The following is a 21,411-nucleotide window of genomic DNA, read 5'->3' on the forward strand; positions in this document are numbered from 1 at the left end:
TGCGGCCGGTGCGAGTCAGGCCGGTGCGAGTCAGGCTCGGGAGAGTCAGGCCGGTGCCGTGAGGAACGGTGCGAGCGAGGCGATCGCCGCCTCGAGCGCCTTCTGCTCGCTCATCTCGGCGAACGTGGCTGCCGCTTCTCCGCCGACGATGCCCACCACGACGTTCTCGCCCGTGGCCGGTGCGAGGTTGATCCAGGTGCGGATCAGCGCATCGCCGCCGACGACGTGCCAGAGCGTCGCAGCGGACTCGGCGTCAGCACCCTCTTCGGCGTCGCCTTCAGCGTCACCTTCGGGCTCGGGTGCCGACACGATCAGAGGATCGTCGAAGCGCAGCCAGACCGTCTCGATGAGTCCCATCCCGAGCTCGGCGATGGCACCGCGATGACCGAAGGGCAGCGCCGGAGCGAACTCCACGCCCTCGCCCTTCAGCACTCCGAGCGGCACCGTGATCAGGACCCGGTCGAACGACAGCGACTCCCCCGAGGCGATGCCGAGGCTGACGCCGGCGTCGTCGTAGGCCACGCGACTGACGGGCGATGAGAGGCTCAGCTTCGCGCCCTCGAGAAGCTCGTCGAGGGCCGGGGTCAGGTCGCCGAGAGGTGCCACCAGCTCGTCGGTGGGAAGCCGAGGGGGGAACCAGGTCGACTCGTCGGAGGCATCGGCCCCCGATGCGGCCGCGATCGAAGCGAGCAGCGCCGCGAGTCCCGGCTCGTCAGGATCAGCGCCCGCTGCCGTCAGCGCATCCTCGAGAGACGAGTCGGTCGGCCCCTGCTGGGCGGTGGCGATCGCCGCCTGCACAGGTTCGATCGGCACCGGCTCGACGTCTCCGTCAGTCGATCGCCACAGCGAACCCGAGATCGGAGCCGTCCGGATGTCACGGGCGTTGAGAGTCTCGAGCAGGACGTCGTCGGACGAGCCGAGCAGCCAGCCGCCCAGTTGCGCGGGGAAGGGCCAGGCCATGTCGTCGACCACCGAGTGCACGCGTCCGCCGATGCGGTCACGCGCCTCGAACACCGTGACCTGCAGCCCCTCGGCGACGAGTCGGGCAGCGGCGGCGGCACCGGCGAGACCTGCGCCGACGATCGCCACGCGCTCACCGCTGTCGGCGGCGCGAACGAGCTCGTCGGCGGCTCGATCACCGGATCGGAGCGCGGCGGCGATCGTGCCCGGCGCCTCGACGTCGGTCGCTTCGCCCGAGAAGAAGAGCCGGTCGTCGACCGGCTCGGCCAGCGCCTCGCGGGCCCTCGCCTGTGTGCCGACCGGAGTGAAGCTCGCAGCGCCGAGCGCGAACGGGTCGGTCGTCCACGAGCTGCGGGCGAACGCGGCGGGGGTGATCGCACCCGCGGTCGGCTTCGGAGTGGGCGAGCGATCGGGCGTGGGCGACGGCGCCGGCTCGGGCGTGCAGGAGGCCAGCAGGACTCCCAGGACACCGGCTCCGGCGCCCATCAGCAGTGTGCGACGCGTCATCCTCATCGTGTCGCAACGATACCGCGCGCGGGTGGCCGACGCGTGCGAGGACCCCTCCTGCACAGACTCGCCTGCCGCTCGATCCGCCCCCACGCCTGCGGGATCATCGCGGTCGGGCCTCGTCCGATCACGCAACACTGCCATTCTGGCGCGACGTTCACAGGATGGAGACATGACGATGAACGAACCTCAGATCTGGACGCTCATCGCGGTGTTCTCCGCGACGATGCTGGGGGTCGTGACGGTCATGACCACGCAGTTCAGCAGAGTCATCCGGGCTGAGATCGGCCGTCTCGACGGCAGGCTCACCGGACAGATCAGCGGGCTCGAAGGAATGCTCACCGGCAAGATCGAGGCACTCGACCACCGACTCACCGGCAAGATCGAAGCACTCGACCACCGGCTCAGCGGACAGATCGAGTCGCTCGAGTGGCGGCTCAACGGCAGGATCGACGCTCTCGACTCGAAACTGACCGCGCGCATCGACACGCTCGACAAAGAGGTGGCCGACATCGCAACCCGATTCTTCGGTGCCGCCTAGCAGTCGTGCAGTTCGCCGACTATCAACTGCGGCCGCTGCCCGGGTGCCAGAGCACGACCTCGGCCGAGCGGCGGATGCGGCGGCCACTGGGCACCGGAATGACGCCGGCGGATCCCGCGGCGAACACGCGCATGCCCGGACGGTTGTCGCGCTCGGCACGCAGCGCGGCGTCGAGTTCGGCCACGCGGCTGCGCAGCATCCGGTTCTCGTCTTCGAGGTCGAGGACACGCGCGATCGCCGGAAGACTCATGCCCTCGGATGACAGCTGGGCGACCTCGCGGAGCTGTTCGATGTTGCGGGTCGAATAGCGACGAGAGCCGCCGGAGGTGCGACCGGGCACCACGAGCCCGATGCGGTCGTACTGCCGCAGCGTCTGCGGGTGAAGACCCGAGAGCTGGGCGGCGACGGCGATCGCGAACACCGGGGTGTCGGCGTCCACGCGCTGGTCAGCCACAGTGGATCACCTCCTCCTCGGTGTTCGCGTTCGTCATGATCTTCTAGCGCCGCGCCTTCGCCATGAGGTCGGCACGCGGGTTCTCCGCCGGCTCCAGCGACTGGAACTTCTCCAGCGCCTCCCGAGCGGCCTCGTCGAGGTGCGACGGCACCGCGATCTGCAGCTCGGCGAGCAGGTCGCCCGTGCCCTTCGAAGTGGCGACGCCGCGACCCTTGACGCGCAGGACGCGTCCGGACGGCGTGCCAGGTGCGACACGGAGCTTGACCGTGTCGCCGCTGAGCGTCGGAACCTCGATCGTCGCGCCGAGTGCCGCCTCGGTGAAGGTCACCGGCACGACCACGCGCAGGTTCAGCCCCTCGCGGGTGAACACCGGATGCGGTCGCACCGCGATCTGCACCACGACGTCGCCGTTCTCCCCGCCATCGGGCGAGGGACGACCGCGTCCGCGGAGTCTGATCTTCTGCCCGTCGGCGACACCGGCAGGGATCTTCACCTTGAACGGTTTGCCGTCGTCCCCCTGCAGGCTGATGGTCTCACCCTGCACGGCTGTGGCGAAGTCGAGCGTGGTGCGCGCCGTGACATCGGCGCCCTTCTGGGGCCCGCCGAAGCCGCGGTATCCGCCGGAGGTCTGGCCGAATCGACCGGAGCCGAACGGGCCGCCCTGACCCTGGTTGAACATCGCGAAGATGTCCTCGAAGTCGGCGGACTGCTGCTGCCCGCGCCCCTGCTGCCCGAACCGGCTGAAGACGTCTTCGAAGCCGCCTGCTCCCGCACCGCCCGCCGTGAAGCGTGCGCCCGAGCCCATGGCGCGGATCTCGTCGTACTCCTTGCGCTGCTCGGGATCCGAGAGCACCGAGTACGCCTCGCTGATCTCTTTGAACTTCGCCTCCGCCTTCTCGTCACCCTGATTGGAGTCGGGGTGGTACTTGCGAGCGAGCTTGCGGTAGGTCTTCTTGAGATCAGCGTCGCTGACGTCCTTCGAGACCCCGAGGATCTTGTAGAAGTCCTTGTCGAACCAGTCCTGGCTAGCCATCGATCACCTACTCTGCGGGTACGGCGACGACGACCTTCGCGGGACGCAGCTCGACGTCACCGAGGCGGTAACCCACCTCGACGACCTCGAGCACCGTGGTCTTGTCGGCGCCCGGGGTGGGCTGCTGGAAGATCGCCTCGTGGCGCTGCGGGTCGAATTCCTCGCCCTTCTCACCGTACGAGACGACACCGAGACGCTCGACGACCGTGCGCACCTTGCCGGCGATCACGGCGAAGGGCGTGCCTTCGACCAGATCACCGTGCTGAGCGGCGCGATCGAGATCGTCGAGCACGGGGATGAGGCCCTTGGCGGCCTCGCCCTTCGCGCGCTCGATCTCGACCTGACGCTGCTCTTCGGTGCGTCGGCGGTAGTTGGCGTATTCGGCCTGGAGCCGCTTGAGGTCGTTCAGCAGCGCGTTCTCGGCGTCGGCGATCGCGGCATCCCCCGCAGCGGCCTCAGCCGTCTGGTCGGCGTTCAGGATGTCGTCGATCGTGAAGTCCGCGTCGTCAGAGCCCTCCGCAGCCCGGGCCTCATCAGAGTCCGGGTTGTGCGGCGCGGGGCCGGATGCCTGAGCATCCGACCCCTCGCTGTGACCTTCGGCGGGCTCAGGAACCTGATTGTCGTCGAAGTTCTTGTCCGTCATGATTACTTCTTCTCGTCCTCGTCGTCGACGACCTCGGCGTCGATGACGTCCTCGTCGGAGGAGCTGTCATCGGCCGGAGCCTCGCCCGCGGCGTCGGCGCTCGGGGCGCCCTCCGCCTGGGACTGTGCGTAGATGGCCTCGCCGATCTTGCCCTGCGACTGGTTCAGCTTGTCGAACGCGGTCTTCACGGCCTCGTCGTCTTCGCCGGCCAGAGCCGTCTTGAGAGCGTCGACGTCGGCCTTTACCTCGGTCTTCACGTCCTCGGGCAGCTTGTCGTCGTTCTCGGTGATCAGCTTCTCGATCGAGTACGCGAGCGTCTCGGCCTGGTTGCGGACCTCGGCGGCCTCGCGGCGAGCCTTGTCCTCAGCCGCGTGCTCCTCGGCCTCGCGCACCATGCGCTCGATGTCCTCCTTCGACAGCGAAGAGCCGCCGGAGATGACGATCGACTTCTCAGTGCCCGTGCCCTTGTCCTTGGCGGACACGTGCACGATGCCGTTGGCGTCGATGTCGAACGTGACCTCGATCTGCGGGATGCCACGGGGAGCCGGGGCGATTCCGGTGAGCTCGAACGTGCCCAGCGGCTTGTTGTCGCGGGTGAAGTCGCGCTCGCCCTGGAAGACCTGGATCGCGACGGACGGCTGGTTGTCGTCTGCCGTGGTGAAGGTCTCGCTGCGCTTGGTCGGGATGGCCGTGTTGCGCTCGATGAGCTTGGTCATCATGCCGCCCTTGGTCTCGATGCCGAGGCTGAGGGGGGTGACGTCGATGAGCAGAACGTCCTTGCGCTCGCCCTTGAGGACACCGGCCTGGAGGGCGGCGCCCACGGCGACGACCTCATCGGGGTTGACGCCCTTGTTGGCCTCCTTGCCGGTCTCGCGCTTGACGAGCTCGGCGACGGCGGGCATGCGGGTCGATCCACCCACGAGCACGATGTGGTCGATGTCGGCGACCTTGATGCCGGCTTCGCGGATGACGTCCTCGAACGGCTTCTTGGTGCGGTCGAGCAGGTCCTTCGTCAGGTCCTCGAACTTCGCGCGGGTGATGGTCTCGCTCAGCGACACCGGACCCGACTCGGTCAGCGACAGGTACGGGAGGTTGATGCTGGTGCTGGTCGAGGAGGAGAGCTCCTTCTTGGCCTGCTCCGCAGCCTCCTTGAGACGCTGCAGGGCGATCTTGTCACCCGAGACGTCGACGCCGGTGGTCTCCTTGAACTGCTTGATCAGGTGGTCGACGAGGCGCTGGTCCCAGTCGTCACCGCCGAGGCGGTTGTCACCCGCGGTGGAGCGCACCTGGATGGTCGAGAAGTCGTCGTCCTTGCCCACCTCGAGCAGCGAGACGTCGAACGTTCCACCACCGAGGTCGAAGACCAGGATGAGCTCGTCTTCCTTGCCCTTGTCGAGTCCGTATGCCAGAGCTGCGGCGGTGGGCTCGTTGATGATGCGCAGGACGTTGAGGCCCGCGATCTCGCCGGCCTCCTTGGTGGCCTGACGCTCGGCGTCGTTGAAGTACGCGGGGACCGTGATGACGGCGTCCGTCACCGTGTCACCCAGGTAGGACTCGGCGTCGCGCTTCAGCTTCTGGAGGATGCGCGCGGAGATCTCCTGCGGCGTCCACTTCTTGCCGTCGACGTCGAACGTCCAGTCGGTGCCCATGTGGCGCTTGACGGACGCGATGGTGCGGTCGACGTTCGTGACGGCCTGGCGCTTCGCGGTCTCGCCGACGAGCACCTCGCCGTCCTTCGTGAATGCGACGACCGAGGGGGTGGTGCGGAAGCCCTCGGCATTGGCGATGACCTTCGGCTCGCCACCCTCGAGGACGCTGACGACGGAGTTCGTCGTACCGAGGTCGATTCCAACAGCACGTGCCATGTGATTCTCCTTAGTTGCTGAGGTTGATGTGGGTCTGGAAATCCGGGGCGATCAGGGAAACCTGAGTCGCGATGGCTCAACTGTACTCCGACCTCCGGACGCTGTCAAATAAAGTTGATACGAACCGGCTCAACTTTTGAATCGGATGCGTGGTGACGCCCTCCGGCCTACGCTCGCAACATGGTCGATCGGGCGGTACCGAACCTTCCTTCACGCGACTTCGCCGCGACAGTCCGCTTCTACGAGCGCTTCGGATTCGTCGTCGAGTTCCGCGACGACGGCTGGTTAGTGATGCGCCGAGGCACCCTGCAGCTCGAGTTCTTCCCCTTCGCCGACGTCGATCCGTGGAGGAGCGATCACATGTGTTCGCTGCGGGTGTCGGATCTCGACGAGCTCCACGGGGCGATCGACCGAGCGGGGATTCCTCGCGGAGTGGTCGGCATTCCGAGGCTCACACCGATCACGCTCGAATCCTGGGGGCATCGGGCCGCATACCTGATCGACCTCGACGGCACACAGCTGAGCCTGATCGAGGACCAGGCGCCGGATCCTGCCTGATCCGCGATCCCGGCGCCGATCTCGCGATCTGCTCCGGGCATCCCGGAATCGTGAAGACCTCGCCCTCAGCCATGCGTGCAAGAATCCCGTCGTGACCTCACCCCTTGAGATTCCCGGCCTTGCGAACGCACGGGATCTCGGAGGTCTCCAGCGCCAGGACGGGAGCACGACGCCATTCGGCGTCTTCATCCGCTCCGATGCGCCCGATCTCGTTTCCCTCGAAGGATGGGATCGTCTCCGCGAAAGAGGCGTCGCAACCGTGATCGACCTGCGGCGACCTGAGGAGCGGACGCCCGGTGTCCCGAACGACATCGACCTGGTCACCGTGGATCTCGACGGAGAGGACCGCGCCTTCTGGGAGCCGCTGGAAGCGGACGGACGCTGGGGCACTCCGCTTTACTACGTGCCGCACCTCTCCGACCTGCCGCATCGCATGGCAGCGGTTCTTCAGGCGATCGCCGGCGCGCGGCCCGGCGGCGTTCTCTACCACTGCGCGGCGGGCTGGGACCGCACAGGTCTCGTCACGGCGATGCTGCTGCGCGCGCTCGACGTGACGACCGATGCGGCACGCGCCGACTATGCGACCTCGTTCGCGAATGCTCCGGCAATGGAGACCCTGCGCAAGAGGTCGCAGCACGCCGACGAACGCATCGACGTGCTGAGCCGTTTCGGACACACCCCCGAATCCGCGTTCGCCTCCATTTACGAGACGATCGACTTCGATGCGTGGTCGATCGCGGCGGGCATCGACTCGACGACACTCGACGCGATCCGCACCTGGCGGAACACGGTGCCCCGTCCCACCTGACTCTCACGCACCTGGGTCCGAGAGAGCGAGGATCTCGAAACACCGCCGTCACACGGCTCACCTAGAGTCCCTGCATGAGCCGCCCCATCCTCCTCGCCGTGTCGCACGGCACCTCGGATGCCGAGGGAGCCCGTGCCATCTCCGATCTGGTCGGCGCGGTCGCCGCAGCGATGCCCGAGGTCGAGGTGCGCAGCGCCTTCGTCGACGTGCAGCAGCCCGATGCCGCCGACCTGCTGCCGACGATCGACGGACCGGTCGTGATCGTGCCGCTGCTGCTCTCGCGCGGCTTCCACGTGCATCACGATCTGCACGGCATGGCGGCGAAGAAGGCGGATGCCGTGGTCAGCGCCCCGATGGGCCCCGACCCCCGGCTCGCCGAAGTGCTCGCGGAACGGCTGTCCGAGACGCTCCCGACCGTTCCAGATTCGACGCACACCGAGGATGCGCCCGTGATCCTCGCCGTCGCCGGCTCGCGCGACCCCGCCTCGCTGACGGATGCCGAAGCCATGGCGTCTCTTCTCTCGCTGCGGCTCGGCAGAAGGGTCGAACTCGCCTACCTCGCCGCACGCGAGCCCGACCTGGCCCATGCGCTGCGCGAGCACCCCGACGCGGTCGTCTCGACGTACCTGCTCGCCCGTGGCTTCTTCTTCGACCTCACCCTGAGGCAGGCGCCGGGCCGACGCGTCACCGCGCCCCTGCTCGACGGCACGACCGTGCCGCAGCCGCTGATCGACCTCGTCATCGCCCGATACGAGGGGGCGTCGGAGCAGCTGCTCACCGCACAGTCCCCCGGGGCCGCGCTGACTCCCGAGCCCGCACAGTCATGACCCTCGGCACGGTCACCCTGGTCGGAGCAGGACCCGGCGATGCCGGCCTGCTGACCCTGAGGGGGCTGCGCGCCCTGCAGCAGGCCGATGTGATCGTGGCCGACCGCCTCGGAGCCCGCGCCGTGCTCGCACAGCTCGCCGACGAAGGAGTGCAGCTCGACGCCGAGGTCATCGACGTCGGCAAGCTCCCCGGTCATCACCCGGTGCCGCAGGACGGCATCAACGAGCTGCTCGTCTCGCTGGCCCAGGAGGGCCGTAGTGTGGTGCGGCTCAAGGGCGGCGACCCCTTCGTCTTCGGACGAGGGCGCGAGGAGCAGCTCTTCTGCGAAGCCGCCGGCATCGCGGTCGAGGTCATCCCGGGCGTCACGAGCGCAGTGGCGGTGCCGGGTCTCGCCGGGATCCCCCTGACCCAGCGCGGCATCGCCGAGACATTCACCGTGGCCAGCGCCCACGACCAGATCGAGGCGCTCGGGGGCGGACGCGACCACACCGTCGTGCTGCTGATGGGAGTGAACACGCTCGGGCATTCCGCGCATGTGCTCGCCGCGGGGGCGCGCGGCGCCGACTGCCCGGTGGCCATCATCGAAGACGGGTTCGGTGCCCGACAGCGAGTCACCGTCGGCACCCTCGACACGATCGCCCACCTCGCCGCGGTTCGACAGGTGCGATCCCCCGCGGTCGTCGTGGTCGGTGACGTGGTCGCGCTCAGCCCGCACGGCGGGATCAGCCCGAGTTAGGCGACCCTCAGTCAAGAGGTGGCAGACTGTCGTCAGCGGACCGATTCTCGCCCGATGAGCGCGTCCGTCGGCGGCGCCGCCATGGTCGGCGCATCCGCGCCCGGTCACACGGCGGTCACCGCTCTTCTCCCGGGAGCGCGAATGACTGACACGGACACCTACGACGTGCTCGTGATCGGCGGTGGCCCTGCGGGGCTGTCCGCCGCCCTCAACCTGGGCCGTTCGCTCATGCGCGTGCTGGTGGTCGACGCCGACCGTCCGCGCAACGCCGCCACGCTGAACTCGCACGGCTTCCTCACCCGTGACGGGGTGGCCCCGCACGAGCTGCGCCGCATGGCCCGCGACGAGCTCGCCGCGTACCCGAACATCGAGGTGCGCACGCGCGTCAGGGTGCTCGAACTCCGCAGATCGGCTCCCACGGCGGATGCCGGGGCGGATGCGAGAACAGGTTCGGGAACAGACTCGGGGACGGATGCCGGTTTCACGGCATCCGTCGGCCGCAAGGACCCGACCGACGTGGTGACCGCTCGGAGCGTGCTGCTCGCGACGGGCCTGCGCGAGACCCTGCCCGACGTCCCGAATCTGCGGGGCTTCTACGGCATCAGCCTGTTCAGCTGCGCGGCATGCGACGCGTGGGAGCTGCGCGGGCGACGACTCGCCCTCATGGGAGAGACGCCCGACCTCGCCGACCGCGCCCGGCTCATCTCGCGCTGGACCGAGAGCCTCACCGTCTTCACCCTCGGCGCAGACACGGTCACGGCCGCGGAGGAGGCCGAGCTCGCCTCCACGGGGGTCGCCGTGCTGCGGCATCCGATCGCCGAGCTCGTCGGAGACCGCGGGCGCATCGAGGCGATCCGGCTGACAGACGGCACCGTCGTCACGGTCGAGGGCGGTTTCGTGCGACCCGAGTGGCAGACCGATGTGTCATTCCTGCACGGGTTCGCCCCCGCCATCGACCACGACGGGCACCTCGTCACCGATCGGTCGGGCCGCACCGACATCCCGGGGCTCTATGCCGCCGGTGATGCGGCGATCCCCGGCCCCCAGCAGCTGATCGTCGCAGCCGGCGCGGGCGCGAGGGTCGCGTCGGTCATGGTGCACGATGCGGTCGGCATCGCCACGGCGCACTGAATCAGCCGGCATACCGGCGACTAGGCTGACCGGCATGACGCGCATCTCGCAGGCCCCGCAGCTCGCCCGCCTCGCCGCCCTCTCGGTGATCGCGCTGGCCGCGCTGCCGCTCAGCGGCTGCCTGTATGCGCAGATCCCCGTGAACGTGCCGGATGGCGACGGGCCAGAGCCCTCCCCGACTTCGATCCCGTCCGAGCAGCCCTCGGACGAGCCCGCCGGCGACCTGCCATCGACCATGACCTTCGCAGACGGTGCCGACATCCCTTCGGAGGCGTACATCCAGTGGGGCGACGGGCTCATCGCCGACGACGGCTGGAAGATCGTCAAGCCGGACGACGGCAACGGAGGCTGGACGTACGGCACGGTCGACGGCACCTGCACGGCCCAGTTCTGGCAGGGGCTGATCCCCGATGTGCCGACCGTGGCCGGCGACGACAGCGTCAGCTCGGATGCCATGCTCGCCGTCATCCTCGGCGAAGCGGACGCCGCCGCGATCACCCCGCTCGCGACGACGGGGTCGTTCAGCTATCAGGTCGGCGGCAACGCCGACGTCGAGAACCGCCAGGTCGTGGGCGAAGAGGGCGAACGCCGATGGGCGATGGCCGCACGGGCCTTCACCGCGACGGGTGTCGGACTCTACGTGATCGTCGACTGCACCGGTGGCGACCTGCAGGCCACGATGGCCGAGGTCATCGACAGCAACGCCGTCGTCATCCAGTGACGCCGGCCGCCCGGCATCCGCTCTGCTGACGCCGGGCGGAGATCACTTGCCGCCCGGCGGGCCCACGAGCAGCAGGATCACGTACAGCGCGACGATGCCGACGACGAGCAGGATCGCCAGCACCCACGGGCGGCGCAGGAACCAGCGCATGAGCCTGTCGTACCAGCGCGCATCGCGCGGGTCCTGCGTCTGCTCCAGCCGCCACTCGCCGGCCAGGCGGCCGGTGCGATGCAGCCAGATCTCCATGGGAATGGTCGCGTAGGGGACGATGGCGCTCGCCACGGCCAGGATCGCGACGCCGAGGTGCCAGCGCTGGTTGAGCGCGACGAGCACGGCGGTCGCCGCGTACGCGAGGAACACGAACCCGTGGATGCCACCGCCGATCGTGACGACGATTCCCGGCGCACCTGCGGCACGGGCGATGATCGCCGAGATCAGGATGGTCCAGGTGATCGCCTCCGCGATCGCGAGAACTCGGAACAGGCGGTCGGGTGTGCGGAACACGGGACTCCTCGGGTGGGGGTCCGTCCAGCGTATCCGGAATAGCTATGCGCCCCCGGGTGTTGCCGAAGGCATGGTGACCGTCGACTCCGCAGCCCTCGGGCACGTGCTCGACTCCGTCGACCTCCGCGTCGGCATCGCCCGACGCGTCGCCCCCGCCACCGGCGGGTTCCTGCCGATCCCCTCGGGTTCGGCCACTCTCGTCTACATCGCCTCGGGCTCGGTGCACGGGCATCCCCCGCTGACCACCGGATGCCGCCTCGACGTCGACCCCGCAGCGCAGATCGTCGCGGTGGACGATCGCCCGCTGCACGCGAACCTGGTCGCCGGAGACGCGTTCCTGACACTCGGCCGCTCGTCGATCGCCCTCGAAGCCGACGGCGTGACCGATCTCGTCGTCGTCGACCTCGAATTCTCCGACGGCGCCGCGATGATCGCCGCGCTCCTTCCCGATCCGATCACCGTCATGTCGTTCGCCGCGCTGGAACCGGCCGCAGCCGCACTCGCCGGAAGCATGGGCCCCACCGATTCCACGACCTGCCCGTCACGCCAGGGCGACCCGGTGATCTGCCGGATGATGGCGCAGACCGTGCTGCTCTCGGTGATCCGCGCATGGGCCGCCAACGGCTGCGCGCCGGCCGGCTGGCCCTCCGTGTCGAATGATCCGTTCCTCGACCGCGTCGTCGAGGCGATCCATGAGCAGCCCGGCCGCGACTGGACGGTCGAACGCCTCGCGAGCGTCGGCGCGATGTCGCGATCCGTGTTCGCCGAACGATTCCGCAGCGCGATCGGCCGCTCACCCGCCGACTACGTCACCGAGGTGCGCGTCGACGCGGCGAAGCGGATGCTGAGCGAGGGCCGCTCGGTCAGCGAGACGTCGCGCGAACTGGGCTACGCCTCCGACGAGGGCTTCAGCCGGGCTTTCCGCCGCCGCACGGGGATGGCTCCGTCGGTCTGGCGGGCGACGCAGCTCACCGCCGTCCCTGCCTGAGCCGGCCCTGCCCGCCGCTCAGGCGCGCTTCGCCGCCGCGACGCTCCTGCGGTTCGACATTCCGAAGAGCACGGCACCGACCAGCAGGGACGCAGCTCCGAGCACGTAGACGAACTCGACATCGAGGGTGTCGACGAGCAGTCCGCCGACTCCGGCGGCGATCGTGATCGCTCCCTGGAATCCCACGACCACGAGGCTTCCGCCCGCCTCGAGCCGGTCGGGCGAGCGGTGCCCCACCCACGTGTTGATCACGAGCAGCCACGAGGAGAAGAAGAAACCCCAGACCAGCACGACGATGCCGATGCCGAGGACCGACCCCGAGAGGAAGATCATCGACAGCACCGACGCGGCGATCACCAGGGGGGCGAACACCGCGAAGAAGCCGAAGGTGCGGTCGATGAAGAACCCGAGCCCGAGGTTGCCGGCGAGGCCTCCGAGCCCGAAGAGGGCGAGAAGCAGGATGATCGTCGACGGCTCGATCTCGGGGATGCGTTCGAGCGCGAGTCGCACGTACGTGTAAGCGAGGAAGTGACCGAGCACGACGAGCACGTGCCCGACCATGCCGAGCCCGATGCCGGGACGACGCAGCGTGTCGACGAGAAGCCGGATGCTGGCGCCCTGCTCGGCCGGCACCGACGGGAGCATGAACCGCAGCGCCACGGCGAGCAGCACCATGAGGACGCCCGCGATCGCGAACACGGTCTGCCAGTCGACGATCTCGCTGAGCATCACACCGAGGGGCACTCCCGCGACGGTCGCGAGCGACACACCCGCGGAGGTGAACATGACGCCTCGCCCGAGGTGCTCCGGGCCCGCCAGGCGCACGGCGACCGTGATCGACATCGCCCAGAAGGCGCTGATCGCCGCACCCAGCAGGAACCGCGCGAGCAGCACGATGATGAGGTTGGGCGCGATCGCGACGATGAGGTTCGACGCGGCTGCGGCGAGCGCCATCCAGACGAGCAGCGAGCGCCGGTCGAGGCGGGGGAAGATCAGCCCCACCGTCGGCGCCACGATCAGACCGACGAGCGCGGTGACCGTGACCGTCTGCCCCGCCTGCCCTGGTGTGACGCCGAGAGCGTCGGCCATCTCGGTGAGCACGCCGTTGGGCAGGAATTCGGCCGTGACGAGAAGGAACCCCATCAGCATCAGCACGATGAGTCCGCCGTAGCGGATGCTCTCGGTGCGGGCGGTCGTCACGGGCACGGTCGTGGTCATGGTTCAACACTCCCAGGCGCGGAGGCCGGTCGCCCGACGCGGCGTCCAGGGCATCCGACCATTCGTCCGGACTGCGGTGAGACCGGGAGATCCGGGTCTGGACAGCATCCGCCCGCGCCCCCTAGGCTCGACGACGCACCGGGTTCTCCCGGAAGGCCAGAGCGAGAGGAGTGGATGACATGAACACCGTCTCTGTCGTGCCCCTCGCCGACATCCTTCCTCTCGAGGCCTCTCGCTCCTGATCCGCGCGTGGCCTCCCTCTCTCGGAGCCACATCGTGTCTGATCTCTTCGCTTCTTCCGAAGCATCCTCTTCGTCCTCCTTCTTCGACGCATCCCCTTTCGATTCCGTCCCCACCTTCGCCGACGTCGAACCCGGTGAGCACCAGCGCTGGACCACCTGGCCGGCGATCACCCCGTCGGAGCGAGGGCCGCTCCCCTGGCCCGAATGGGTGGTGACGAGCGCCGGCGCACTCGACACCGAGCTCGGCATCCTCAAGACCGGCAAGGAGGCCGACGTGTTCCTGCTCGAGCGCGCGGTGCCGGATGACCCGACCCAGCGCACCCTGCTCGCGGCCAAGCGCTACCGCGACTCCGACCACAGCAGCTTCCACCGCTCGGGCGTCTACACCGAGGGCCGCAGCACGAGGAACACCCGTGACACCCGAGCCCTCGCGAAGAAGTCCGAACACGGCCGAGCCGTCGCCGCCCTGCAATGGTCATTCGCCGAGTTCGACGCGCTGTGCCGCATGTGGGAGCTCGGCGCGCCGGTGCCCTACCCCGTGCAGGTCAACGGCACCGAGCTGCTGATGGAGTTCATCGGCGACGCGTCAGGAGTCGCGGCGCCCCGGTTGGCGGCCGTGCGCAGCGACCGGGCCGAGCTCGCCGGTCTCTACGACCAGATCGTCGACCTCATGCGGATCTTCGCCGCGGCGGGCTTCGCCCACGGCGACCTCTCGGCCTACAACCTGCTGGTGCACGGGGGTCGCGTGCGGGTGATCGACCTGCCGCAGATCGTCGACATCATCGCCAACCCCCAGGGCCTCGACCTGCTGCACCGCGACTGCGTCAACATCTGCGAGTGGTTCACCCGCCGCCGCGTCGAGCGCGACGCCGAAGAGCTCTTCGCCGAGATGCTCGCGGCGTCGTATGCGTGAGGGGTGTCGTCGACCCGGCCGAGTCAGCTGCGACCGAGTCAGCTGCTGCCGAGTCAGACGCGGCCGATGCGGGCGGCGAGCAACGACACCAGCTCGTACACGACGTGGCTCGCCGCGATGCCGGTGATCTGCGCATGGTCGTAGGCGGGCGACACCTCGACGACGTCGGCGCCCACGATGTCGCAGTCTCCGAGGGCACGGAGGATGCGCAGCAGCTCGCGGCTCGTGAGTCCCCCGGCCTCGGGTGTTCCGGTGCCCGGTGCGTGCGCGGGATCGAGCACGTCGATGTCGATCGACACGTACAGCGGCCTGCCTCCGACGCGCTGCAGGATGCGCTGGATGCCGGCCTCGACGCCGTGCTCCTCGATGTACTCGCTCGACACGATCGAGAATCCGAGGCGCTCGTCGTCTTCGAGGTCCTGCTTCGAGTACAACGGCCCGCGCGTGCCGACGTGGCAGCTCGAGGTGAGGTCGATCAGCCCCTCCTCGCTCGCGCGGCGGAACGGCGTGCCGTGTGTGATCGGGGCGCCGAAGTAGGTGTCCCAGGTGTCGAGGTGGGCGTCGAAGTGCAGCACGGCGACCGGGCCGTGCTTCGCCGCCACCGCCCGCAGCAGCGGCAGCGCGACCGTGTGGTCGCCGCCGATCGTGACGATGCGCTGCACCTGCTCGCCGAGCGCGAGCGCGGCGCGTTCGACCTCGGTCACCGCCTCGGTGAGGTCGAACGGGTTGACCGGGATGTCACCGGCATCCACCACCTGCGCGACCGCGAACGGCGACACGTCCTGGGCGGGGTTGTACGGGCGCAGCAGCCGCGAGGACTCGCGCACGTGCGACGGGCCGAAGCGCGTGCCGGGGCGATAGCTCACGCCGGAGTCGAAGGGGATGCCCACGACGGCGATGTCGGCGCGAGGCACGTCTTCGATCCTCGGCAGGCGGGCGAAGGTCGCGATCCCGGAGTACCGGGGGTTCACGGAGGCGTCGATGGGGCCCACGTTCTCGGTCATGATCAGTCCTGTCTCTGCGTGGGGATGTGCACGAGCTGCACTCCGCCGGCGGCGATGGCGTCGCGGATGCTCGGCACGATGTCGTCTCGGTCGTCGACCCGACGCCCGGTGGCGCCGAAGGCGGTCGCCAGCGCCGCCCAGTCGGGCTGCACCAGGTCGACGCCGATGGGGGTCATGCCTCGGTCGACCTCGTTCTGACGGATCTCGGCGTAGCCGCCGTTGTCGACGCACACGATGGTGACGTCGAGCCGCTGTTCGACGGCCGTCACGAGCTCATTGACGCAGAACATCAGCGCACCGTCTCCGATCACGGTGACGACGGGATGCTCGGTCTGCGCCACCCTGGCGCCGATCGCGGCGGGAAGGCCGTAGCCGAGGGTCGCATAGGTGGGCGTGTAGAGCAGGGAGTGCGGATGCTGCGAGCTCAGCACGCTGCCGAGCGCCATGTAGACGATCTGCGAGGAGTCGCCGGCGACGATCGCGTCATCGGGGAGAGCGTCGGCGATGAGCTCGGCCAGCGCGACCGCCTCGGGGGCGGTGTCGCGCATCTCGGCCTCGATCGCGGCGCGCTCGGTGGTCAGGTCTCGAGCAGCCCTGCCCTCGTCGGGCAGCAGCGCGAGCAGGGCGGCGCTCACCGCGGCGGCGTCACCGACGATCCCCACGGTCGCGTCGAGGTTCTTGTTCCGCTGCAGCGGCGAGATGTCGATGCGCACGACGGCGCCGCGCGCCTCCAACCGCGGAGCCCAGAGTTCGGCCTCACCGAGCTTCGATCCGATGACGAGCACCACGTCGGCGTCTTCGGCCACCTCGCGGGCCGCAGCGAGACGCAGGTTCGAGCCGAGCGACAGCGGATGCCGCTCGTCGACGACACCCTTGCCGTTGAGCGTGGTGAGCGCCGGGGCACCGAGGCGTTCCGCGAGTGCGGTGACCTCGTGCGCGGCATCGACCGACCCGCCACCCGCGACGATGACCGGCCGCTGCGCACCCTGCAGCAGACGTGCGGCATCGGCGAGAGCTGACGGATCACCCGACACCCGCGGAGGCATCACCCTGGGGTGGCGCGCCTCCGCGGGGACATCGGCCGGGGCCTCGAGCACGTCGAGGGGGATCTCGATGTGCACGGGGCGGGGGCGGCCGGTCTGGAAGAGCGTGAAGGCGTCGTGCACCGCATCGACCGCCTCGGCGGCGCTGGACACTCGGCGCGACCACTCGGCGATCGCGCCGACCATGGCCGTGGCATCCTTCGTCTCGTGCAGGGTGCCGACATCGGCGAACTCGGCGCCCAGCGGCACCCCGGGAGACAGCACGATCAGCGGCCGTGACTCGCAGAACGCCGTGCCGATCGCGCTCATGGCGTTCTGCAGACCGGGGCCGGAGGTCGTGATGACGACACCGGGAAGACCCGTCTGCTGCGCCCAGCCGTCGGCGCCGTAGCCCGAGCCCTGCTCGTGCCTGTTCGTCACCGCGCGGATGCCGAGAGAGGCGAGCGGGCGGTACAGCTCGAGGTTGTGCGTGCCCGGGATGCCGAAGATCGCATCGACGCCGTAGGCGCGGATGGTCTCGAGCACCGCGCGGCCGGCGGTATCGGCGTAGCGCTCGTCTGTCATGGTGGCATCCTCGCTCATGCCGAGACCATGACTGCGGCGCCGACGTGACGGCGTGTGCCGTCGACCCACGTCTCGCGCACGGCGATCGACGAGATCTCCTCGGCGTCGACGGCCAGCGGGTCGTCGGAGAGCACGACGAAGTCGGCGTACTTGCCGACCTCGAGCGAGCCGAGGTCGTCTTCGCGGCCGATCGACACGGCGCCTTCGATCGTGTGCGCGCGCAGAGCCGAGAGGGCGGAGACCCGCAGATCGTCTGGCCCGAGCTTGTGCCCCCGACGGGTCACGCGGGTGACGGCCGTCTGGATCGCCTCGAGCGGGATGGGCTCGGCCACCGGAGCATCCGACGAGATCGTGAACGGCACCCCCGCCCTCTCGAACTCGCCGAGGGGGTTGAAGCGCTCGCCCGGAGTGCCGATCGCCTCTTCGACGCCCTCGCCCCAGTTGAAGTAGTGCTGGGTCTGGTTGACCGGGCGGATGCCGGAGGCCGCCATCCGGTCGATCTGCTCGGGCGTCGGCAGACCGCAGTGCTCGATGCGGTGCCGCGCATCGGAGTCGGGCCGCTCGGCGAGCGCCGCCTCGATCGCCGACACGACCATCTCGATCGCCGTCGGCGACTGCGCGTGTGTCGCCGTCTGCAGGCCCGCCGCGTGCGCCCGGCTGATCAGCGCCGCGTATTCGGCGGGCTCGTGATACAGCTGACCGGTGCGGCAGGGGTCTCCGACGTACCCGTCGGGGAAGTACGCCGTCCAGCCGCCGAGCGTGCCGTCGGCGTAGAGCTTGATGCCGGCGAAGCTGAGGTGGGCGTTGCCGAACTGCCCCACGAGACCCATCTCGAGCGCCTCGTCGAGCAGGTGCGACAGCAGGTACATCGACACCCGCAGCTCGAGGCGGCCGGCCTCGGCGAGACGCAGATACATGTCGAACTCGCGTCGGGTGACCTGACAGTCGCCGATCGAGGTGACTCCCCCGGCGAGGAACCGCTGCGTGGCGGCATCCAGCTGACGCAGGTGCTCCTCCGGCTCGTCGGCGAGGTGGAAGTTCGGTCCGTGGTGGCCGATCTTCACCCCGTGCACGCCGGTGAGGATGTTGCACGCGGCATCCGAGAGCTCGCCCGTCAGCTCGCCGTCGGCGTCGCGGAAGAACTCGCCGCCGTCGGGATTCGGCGTGTCACGGTCGACGCCGTTCTTGGTGAGCGTGTACGAGTTGACGACGCCGCCGTGGCCCGAGGCGTTCATCAGGTAGACCTCTCGGTCGGCGGCGACCTCGTCGAGCTCGAAGCGGGTGGGATGCCGCTTCTCGGCGAGGTTGCGCTGCTCGTAGCCGTAGCCGCGCACCGGGCGTCCGGCGGGTGCGTCCACCGCCGCCGCCTTCAGCAGCGCCACGATCTCGGGGATGCTCTCGGCCTTCTCGGGTCCGCAGTCGACCCACGTCATCAGCTGCCCGAACATCAGCGGGTGGGCGTGCGCATCGACGAAACCGGGCACGATCACCGCGTCACCGAGGTCGACGTGGTCGGGTGCGAGCCCCGCGCGCTCCGCCGCGGCCCGGCACTCGGCCGGGGTGCCGATCGCGAGGATCCGGCCGCGATCGGTGAGCATGGCGGTCGCCGTCGTGGCATCCGCATCCACCGTCCGGATCACGCGAGCCGTGAACAGCTGCGGGATCGTCTGGGCGGAGCGGTCGAAGGGAGTGAGCTTTCTCATGGCAGCCTGTTCGCGGTCGTGTCGGTGCGGGCGGTGAAGGATGCCGTGACCGGGGCCTCATCCGAGTGCTGCGGGGCGAGCTTCGTGCAGATGCCGGCGATCACAGCCATGCCGGTGAACATCGCGAGGACCGACCAGATGTTGCCTGTCCAGGCGATGAGCTGCGTCGCGAACCAGGGCGAGAATCCTGCCCAGATCGCGGCACCCACGCCGTAGGACAGCGCGATCGACGTGTACCGGGACTGCGGACGGAACATCTGGGCGAGCAGGGCGGCGATCGGGGCGTAGGTCGCGCTCATCGCGATGCGCACCAGCGAGGCGAAGAGGAAGATCAGCGGCTCGACGCGTCCGGGGAGGATCAGCAGGAACGGGACGAAGGTGAGCACCGAAGTGATCAGACCGATGTACATCACGTTCTTGCGGCCCCACTTGTCGCCCAGCCAGGCGACCGGCAGAGTCACGACGAACTCGACGAAGGAGGCGATCGTCATCGCGTCGAGGATCACGCGCTCGTCGATCGCGATCGGGTCGCCCGTCGCATAGGCCGTGGCGAAGGTCGTCGCAAGGTAGTAGCCGCCGGTCGAGATGGGCAGGATGCCGATGCCGAGCAGGATCGGACGCCAGTTGGTGCGCAACGCGTAGGCCAGGGGCATCGACTGCTTGCGCCCCTCGATCTTCGTCTCGAAAACCGGGGTCTCCTCGACGCGGTAGCGCACCCAGAACCCGACGCCGACCAGCACGATCGACAGCAGGAACGGGATGCGCCAGCCGCCGTTGATGATGAAGTCGTCGCCGACGCGCGACATGATCGCGAAGATGCCCGAGGCCAGCAGGGCGCCGGCCGGGTTGCCGAGCTGGGTGAAGCCGCCGTAGAAGGTCTTCGACTTCTCGGGGGCGTGCTCGACGCTCATCAGCACGGCGCCGCCCCATTCGCCGCCGACCGCGAGGCCCTGGACGGCACGGAGCAGGATCAGGAGGATCGGAGCGAGGATGCCGATGTTCTCATACGTGGGCAGGCAGCCCACGAGCACGGTCGCCGCGCCCATGAGCAGCAGCGTGATGACGAGCGACGTACGCCGGCCGAGCTTGTCGCCGATGTGGCCGAAGATGATGCCGCCGAGCGGGCGGACGAGGAACGCGACGGCGAACGTCGCGAAGGCCGCTGCGGTCTCGGCGAGCCGGTCGCCGCTCGGGAAGAACAGCGGACCGAAGACGAGGGCGGCAGCGGTCGCGTAGACGTAGAAGTCGTACCACTCGATGGTGGTGCCGACGAAGGCGGCGAAGCCTGCGCGTCGCGCCTTGCTGTGGGTGGAAGTCATGTGTGGCCCGCTCCTTTGCGGAAGATGTCGGATAGCGAAGGATGCTACGGACGTGTGGACGCGAGGACAAGGTCAGAACTCCAGTGTGAAGCCTGATTCACTGATGTTGTGCTCGCTGGATCACGCACTATTCGCCTACCCAACCGCCACAACGGCTCTTACACTGCAGTTATGCACCTGCGGCGGCGCGTTCGCGGGAAACTGACGAATATGGGTGATCCATGGATTTCGACGCCGAACTGATCCGCGCTCTTCAGGAAGACGGTCGCGCCAGCATCCGCTCGCTGTCGCTGCGCCTCGGACAGTCGAGAGCCGCGGTCGCCGCTCGACTGCGCACGATGCTCGACGATCGCACCGTGCGCGTCGTCGCCGCGGTGGATCCGGTGTTCCTCGGTCAGCACGTGCTCGCGCACGTGTCGATCCGCACCGATGGGGCCGTGGAGATCGTCGCCGAGCACTTGCGCGACATGAGCGAGACCGTGCTCGTCTCGGCGGTCGGCGGTGCCCACGACCTCGTCACCGAGGTGCGCCTGGGCACCATGGCGGATCTGCACGACCTGCTGGCGCAGATCCGAGCGATCGACGGCGTCCTCGACATCAACACGATCATCTACTCGACCGTCGTGAAGGGCTTCTTCGTCTCGGAGTACCACGGTGACGTCACGCTCGACACGGTCGATGAAGACCTCATCGAACGGCTGCAGTCCGACGGACGCATGAGCTTCCGTGCACTCGGCGAGGCCGTGCGTCTCTCCCCCTCGGCTGTCGCGACCCGGGTGCAGCGACTGATCGACGGCGGGGTGATCAAGATCAGCGCTGTCGAGGCCAGGGGTCTCGCGCACCGACAGCTGTCGATGGGCGTCGGCCTCAATCTCAACCACGATGACGAGGCGGTGATCGAGGAGCTGAAGACCGGGCGAGGGATCGACTTCGCCGCCCGCACCCTCGGGCGCTTCGACGCGGTGGCCACGCTGGTCGAGCCGTCTGCGGGAGCGCTGTACGCGAGTCTCGAGCGGCTGAGGTCGCTGGCCGGCGTCACCCGCATCGAGGCGTGGCTGCACCTGGCCGTGCTCAAAGAGGACTACGCGCGGACGCTGCGCGAGCCGATGCCCCACCCCTGACGTGCGG

21 protein-coding genes are annotated in these 21,411 nt (G+C 69.0%); 10 read left to right on the forward strand and 11 right to left on the reverse strand.

Annotation, left to right across the window (positions count from 1 at the left end; genetic code table 11):
* Positions 1-45: 45 nt before the first annotated feature.
* Positions 46-1,467: an FAD-dependent oxidoreductase gene (locus RU09_RS01660; protein WP_231567445.1), complete on the reverse strand. Its 1,422-nt coding sequence runs from the start codon at positions 1,465-1,467 to the stop codon at positions 46-48.
* Between the two features lie 172 nt (positions 1,468-1,639).
* Here RU09_RS01660 and RU09_RS01665 point away from each other — a divergent pair, with 172 nt between their 5' ends.
* Entirely contained in the window at positions 1,640-2,008 is a 369-nt protein-coding gene (locus RU09_RS01665; RefSeq protein WP_042536836.1) for a hypothetical protein, read from the forward strand.
* Between the two features lie 22 nt (positions 2,009-2,030).
* Here RU09_RS01665 and RU09_RS01670 read toward each other — a convergent pair whose 3' ends face one another.
* Genes RU09_RS01670 through dnaK form a run of 4 tightly spaced genes read right to left on the reverse strand, consistent with a single transcriptional unit; the run spans position 2,031 to position 6,003 of the window.
* Positions 2,031-2,462, reverse strand: a complete 432-nt coding sequence (locus RU09_RS01670) for a heat shock protein transcriptional repressor HspR (RefSeq protein ID WP_042536837.1) — start codon at positions 2,460-2,462, stop codon at positions 2,031-2,033.
* Between the two features lie 43 nt (positions 2,463-2,505).
* Positions 2,506-3,495, reverse strand: coding sequence for a DnaJ C-terminal domain-containing protein (locus tag RU09_RS01675; RefSeq protein WP_042536838.1), 990 nt, complete (start codon positions 3,493-3,495; stop codon positions 2,506-2,508).
* Between the two features lie 7 nt (positions 3,496-3,502).
* Positions 3,503-4,138 carry a nucleotide exchange factor GrpE gene (locus RU09_RS01680; RefSeq protein WP_042536839.1) on the reverse strand — a complete coding sequence of 212 codons (636 nt, stop codon included), beginning with the start codon at positions 4,136-4,138 and terminating at the stop codon, positions 3,503-3,505.
* A 2-nt stretch (positions 4,139-4,140) separates the two neighbouring features.
* Positions 4,141-6,003 carry a molecular chaperone DnaK gene (gene dnaK, locus RU09_RS01685; protein ID WP_042536840.1) on the reverse strand — a complete coding sequence of 621 codons (1,863 nt, stop codon included), beginning with the start codon at positions 6,001-6,003 and terminating at the stop codon, positions 4,141-4,143.
* A 180-nt stretch (positions 6,004-6,183) separates the two neighbouring features.
* On the opposite strand from dnaK, the gene RU09_RS01690 reads away from it, so the two are divergent.
* From RU09_RS01690 to RU09_RS01715, 6 genes are all read left to right on the forward strand, one after another.
* Positions 6,184-6,561, forward strand: a complete 378-nt coding sequence (locus RU09_RS01690) for a bleomycin resistance protein (RefSeq protein ID WP_042536841.1) — start codon at positions 6,184-6,186, stop codon at positions 6,559-6,561.
* 91 nt (positions 6,562-6,652) lie between these two features.
* Entirely contained in the window at positions 6,653-7,369 is a 717-nt protein-coding gene (locus RU09_RS01695) for a tyrosine-protein phosphatase (protein WP_042536842.1), read from the forward strand.
* Between the two features lie 74 nt (positions 7,370-7,443).
* On the forward strand, positions 7,444-8,196 hold the full coding sequence (locus tag RU09_RS01700; protein WP_042536843.1) for a sirohydrochlorin chelatase: 753 nt from the start codon (positions 7,444-7,446) through the stop codon (positions 8,194-8,196).
* Positions 8,193-8,933 (forward strand): uroporphyrinogen-III C-methyltransferase, encoded by a 741-nt coding sequence (gene cobA, locus RU09_RS01705; protein WP_042536844.1) that lies wholly within the window; start codon positions 8,193-8,195, stop codon positions 8,931-8,933. Before RU09_RS01700 ends, cobA begins: the two co-directional genes overlap by 4 nt.
* A gap of 141 nt (positions 8,934-9,074) precedes the next feature.
* Positions 9,075-10,064 (forward strand): NAD(P)/FAD-dependent oxidoreductase, encoded by a 990-nt coding sequence (locus RU09_RS01710; RefSeq protein WP_042536906.1) that lies wholly within the window; start codon positions 9,075-9,077, stop codon positions 10,062-10,064.
* Positions 10,065-10,098: 34 nt separating this feature from the next.
* Positions 10,099-10,785 (forward strand): hypothetical protein, encoded by a 687-nt coding sequence (locus tag RU09_RS01715; protein ID WP_042536845.1) that lies wholly within the window; start codon positions 10,099-10,101, stop codon positions 10,783-10,785.
* Positions 10,786-10,827: 42 nt separating this feature from the next.
* On the opposite strand, the gene RU09_RS01720 is transcribed toward RU09_RS01715, so the two are convergent.
* Positions 10,828-11,289: a DUF3817 domain-containing protein gene (locus tag RU09_RS01720; protein ID WP_042536846.1), complete on the reverse strand. Its 462-nt coding sequence runs from the start codon at positions 11,287-11,289 to the stop codon at positions 10,828-10,830.
* 70 nt (positions 11,290-11,359) lie between these two features.
* Here RU09_RS01720 and RU09_RS17980 point away from each other — a divergent pair, with 70 nt between their 5' ends.
* Positions 11,360-12,277, forward strand: a complete 918-nt coding sequence (locus tag RU09_RS17980; RefSeq protein ID WP_052492812.1) for a helix-turn-helix domain-containing protein — start codon at positions 11,360-11,362, stop codon at positions 12,275-12,277.
* An 18-nt stretch (positions 12,278-12,295) separates the two neighbouring features.
* Here RU09_RS17980 and RU09_RS01730 read toward each other — a convergent pair whose 3' ends face one another.
* On the reverse strand, positions 12,296-13,495 hold the full coding sequence (locus RU09_RS01730) for an MFS transporter (RefSeq protein WP_042536847.1): 1,200 nt from the start codon (positions 13,493-13,495) through the stop codon (positions 12,296-12,298).
* Positions 13,496-13,771: 276 nt separating this feature from the next.
* On the opposite strand from RU09_RS01730, the gene RU09_RS01735 reads away from it, so the two are divergent.
* The gene (locus tag RU09_RS01735) at positions 13,772-14,650 is read left to right on the forward strand and encodes a serine protein kinase RIO (RefSeq protein WP_042536911.1); all 879 of its coding nucleotides are present in this window, start codon (positions 13,772-13,774) and stop codon (positions 14,648-14,650) included.
* Between the two features lie 53 nt (positions 14,651-14,703).
* On the opposite strand, the gene speB is transcribed toward RU09_RS01735, so the two are convergent.
* The 4 genes from speB to RU09_RS01755 are packed head-to-tail and all read right to left on the reverse strand — an operon-like array spanning position 14,704 to position 20,283.
* Positions 14,704-15,654, reverse strand: a complete 951-nt coding sequence (gene speB / locus RU09_RS01740) for an agmatinase (RefSeq protein ID WP_042536848.1) — start codon at positions 15,652-15,654, stop codon at positions 14,704-14,706.
* Positions 15,655-15,656: 2 nt separating this feature from the next.
* Entirely contained in the window at positions 15,657-17,261 is a 1,605-nt protein-coding gene (locus RU09_RS01745; protein WP_042536849.1) for a thiamine pyrophosphate-binding protein, read from the reverse strand.
* A 14-nt stretch (positions 17,262-17,275) separates the two neighbouring features.
* A complete protein-coding gene (locus RU09_RS01750; protein WP_042536850.1) occupies positions 17,276-18,964 on the reverse strand; it encodes an amidohydrolase in 1,689 nt (562 codons plus the stop codon).
* The gene (locus tag RU09_RS01755) at positions 18,961-20,283 is read right to left on the reverse strand and encodes an MFS transporter (protein WP_042536851.1); all 1,323 of its coding nucleotides are present in this window, start codon (positions 20,281-20,283) and stop codon (positions 18,961-18,963) included. Before RU09_RS01755 ends, RU09_RS01750 begins: the two co-directional genes overlap by 4 nt.
* 221 nt (positions 20,284-20,504) lie before the next feature.
* Between RU09_RS01755 and RU09_RS01760 the strand changes: the two genes are divergently transcribed.
* The gene (locus RU09_RS01760) at positions 20,505-21,404 is read left to right on the forward strand and encodes an Lrp/AsnC family transcriptional regulator (protein ID WP_042536852.1); all 900 of its coding nucleotides are present in this window, start codon (positions 20,505-20,507) and stop codon (positions 21,402-21,404) included.
* The last annotated feature ends 7 nt before the right edge of the window (positions 21,405-21,411 follow it).

The organism is Microbacterium sp. MEJ108Y, assembly GCF_000834175.1.
GTDB classification, from domain to species: domain Bacteria; phylum Actinomycetota; class Actinomycetes; order Actinomycetales; family Microbacteriaceae; genus Microbacterium; species Microbacterium forte.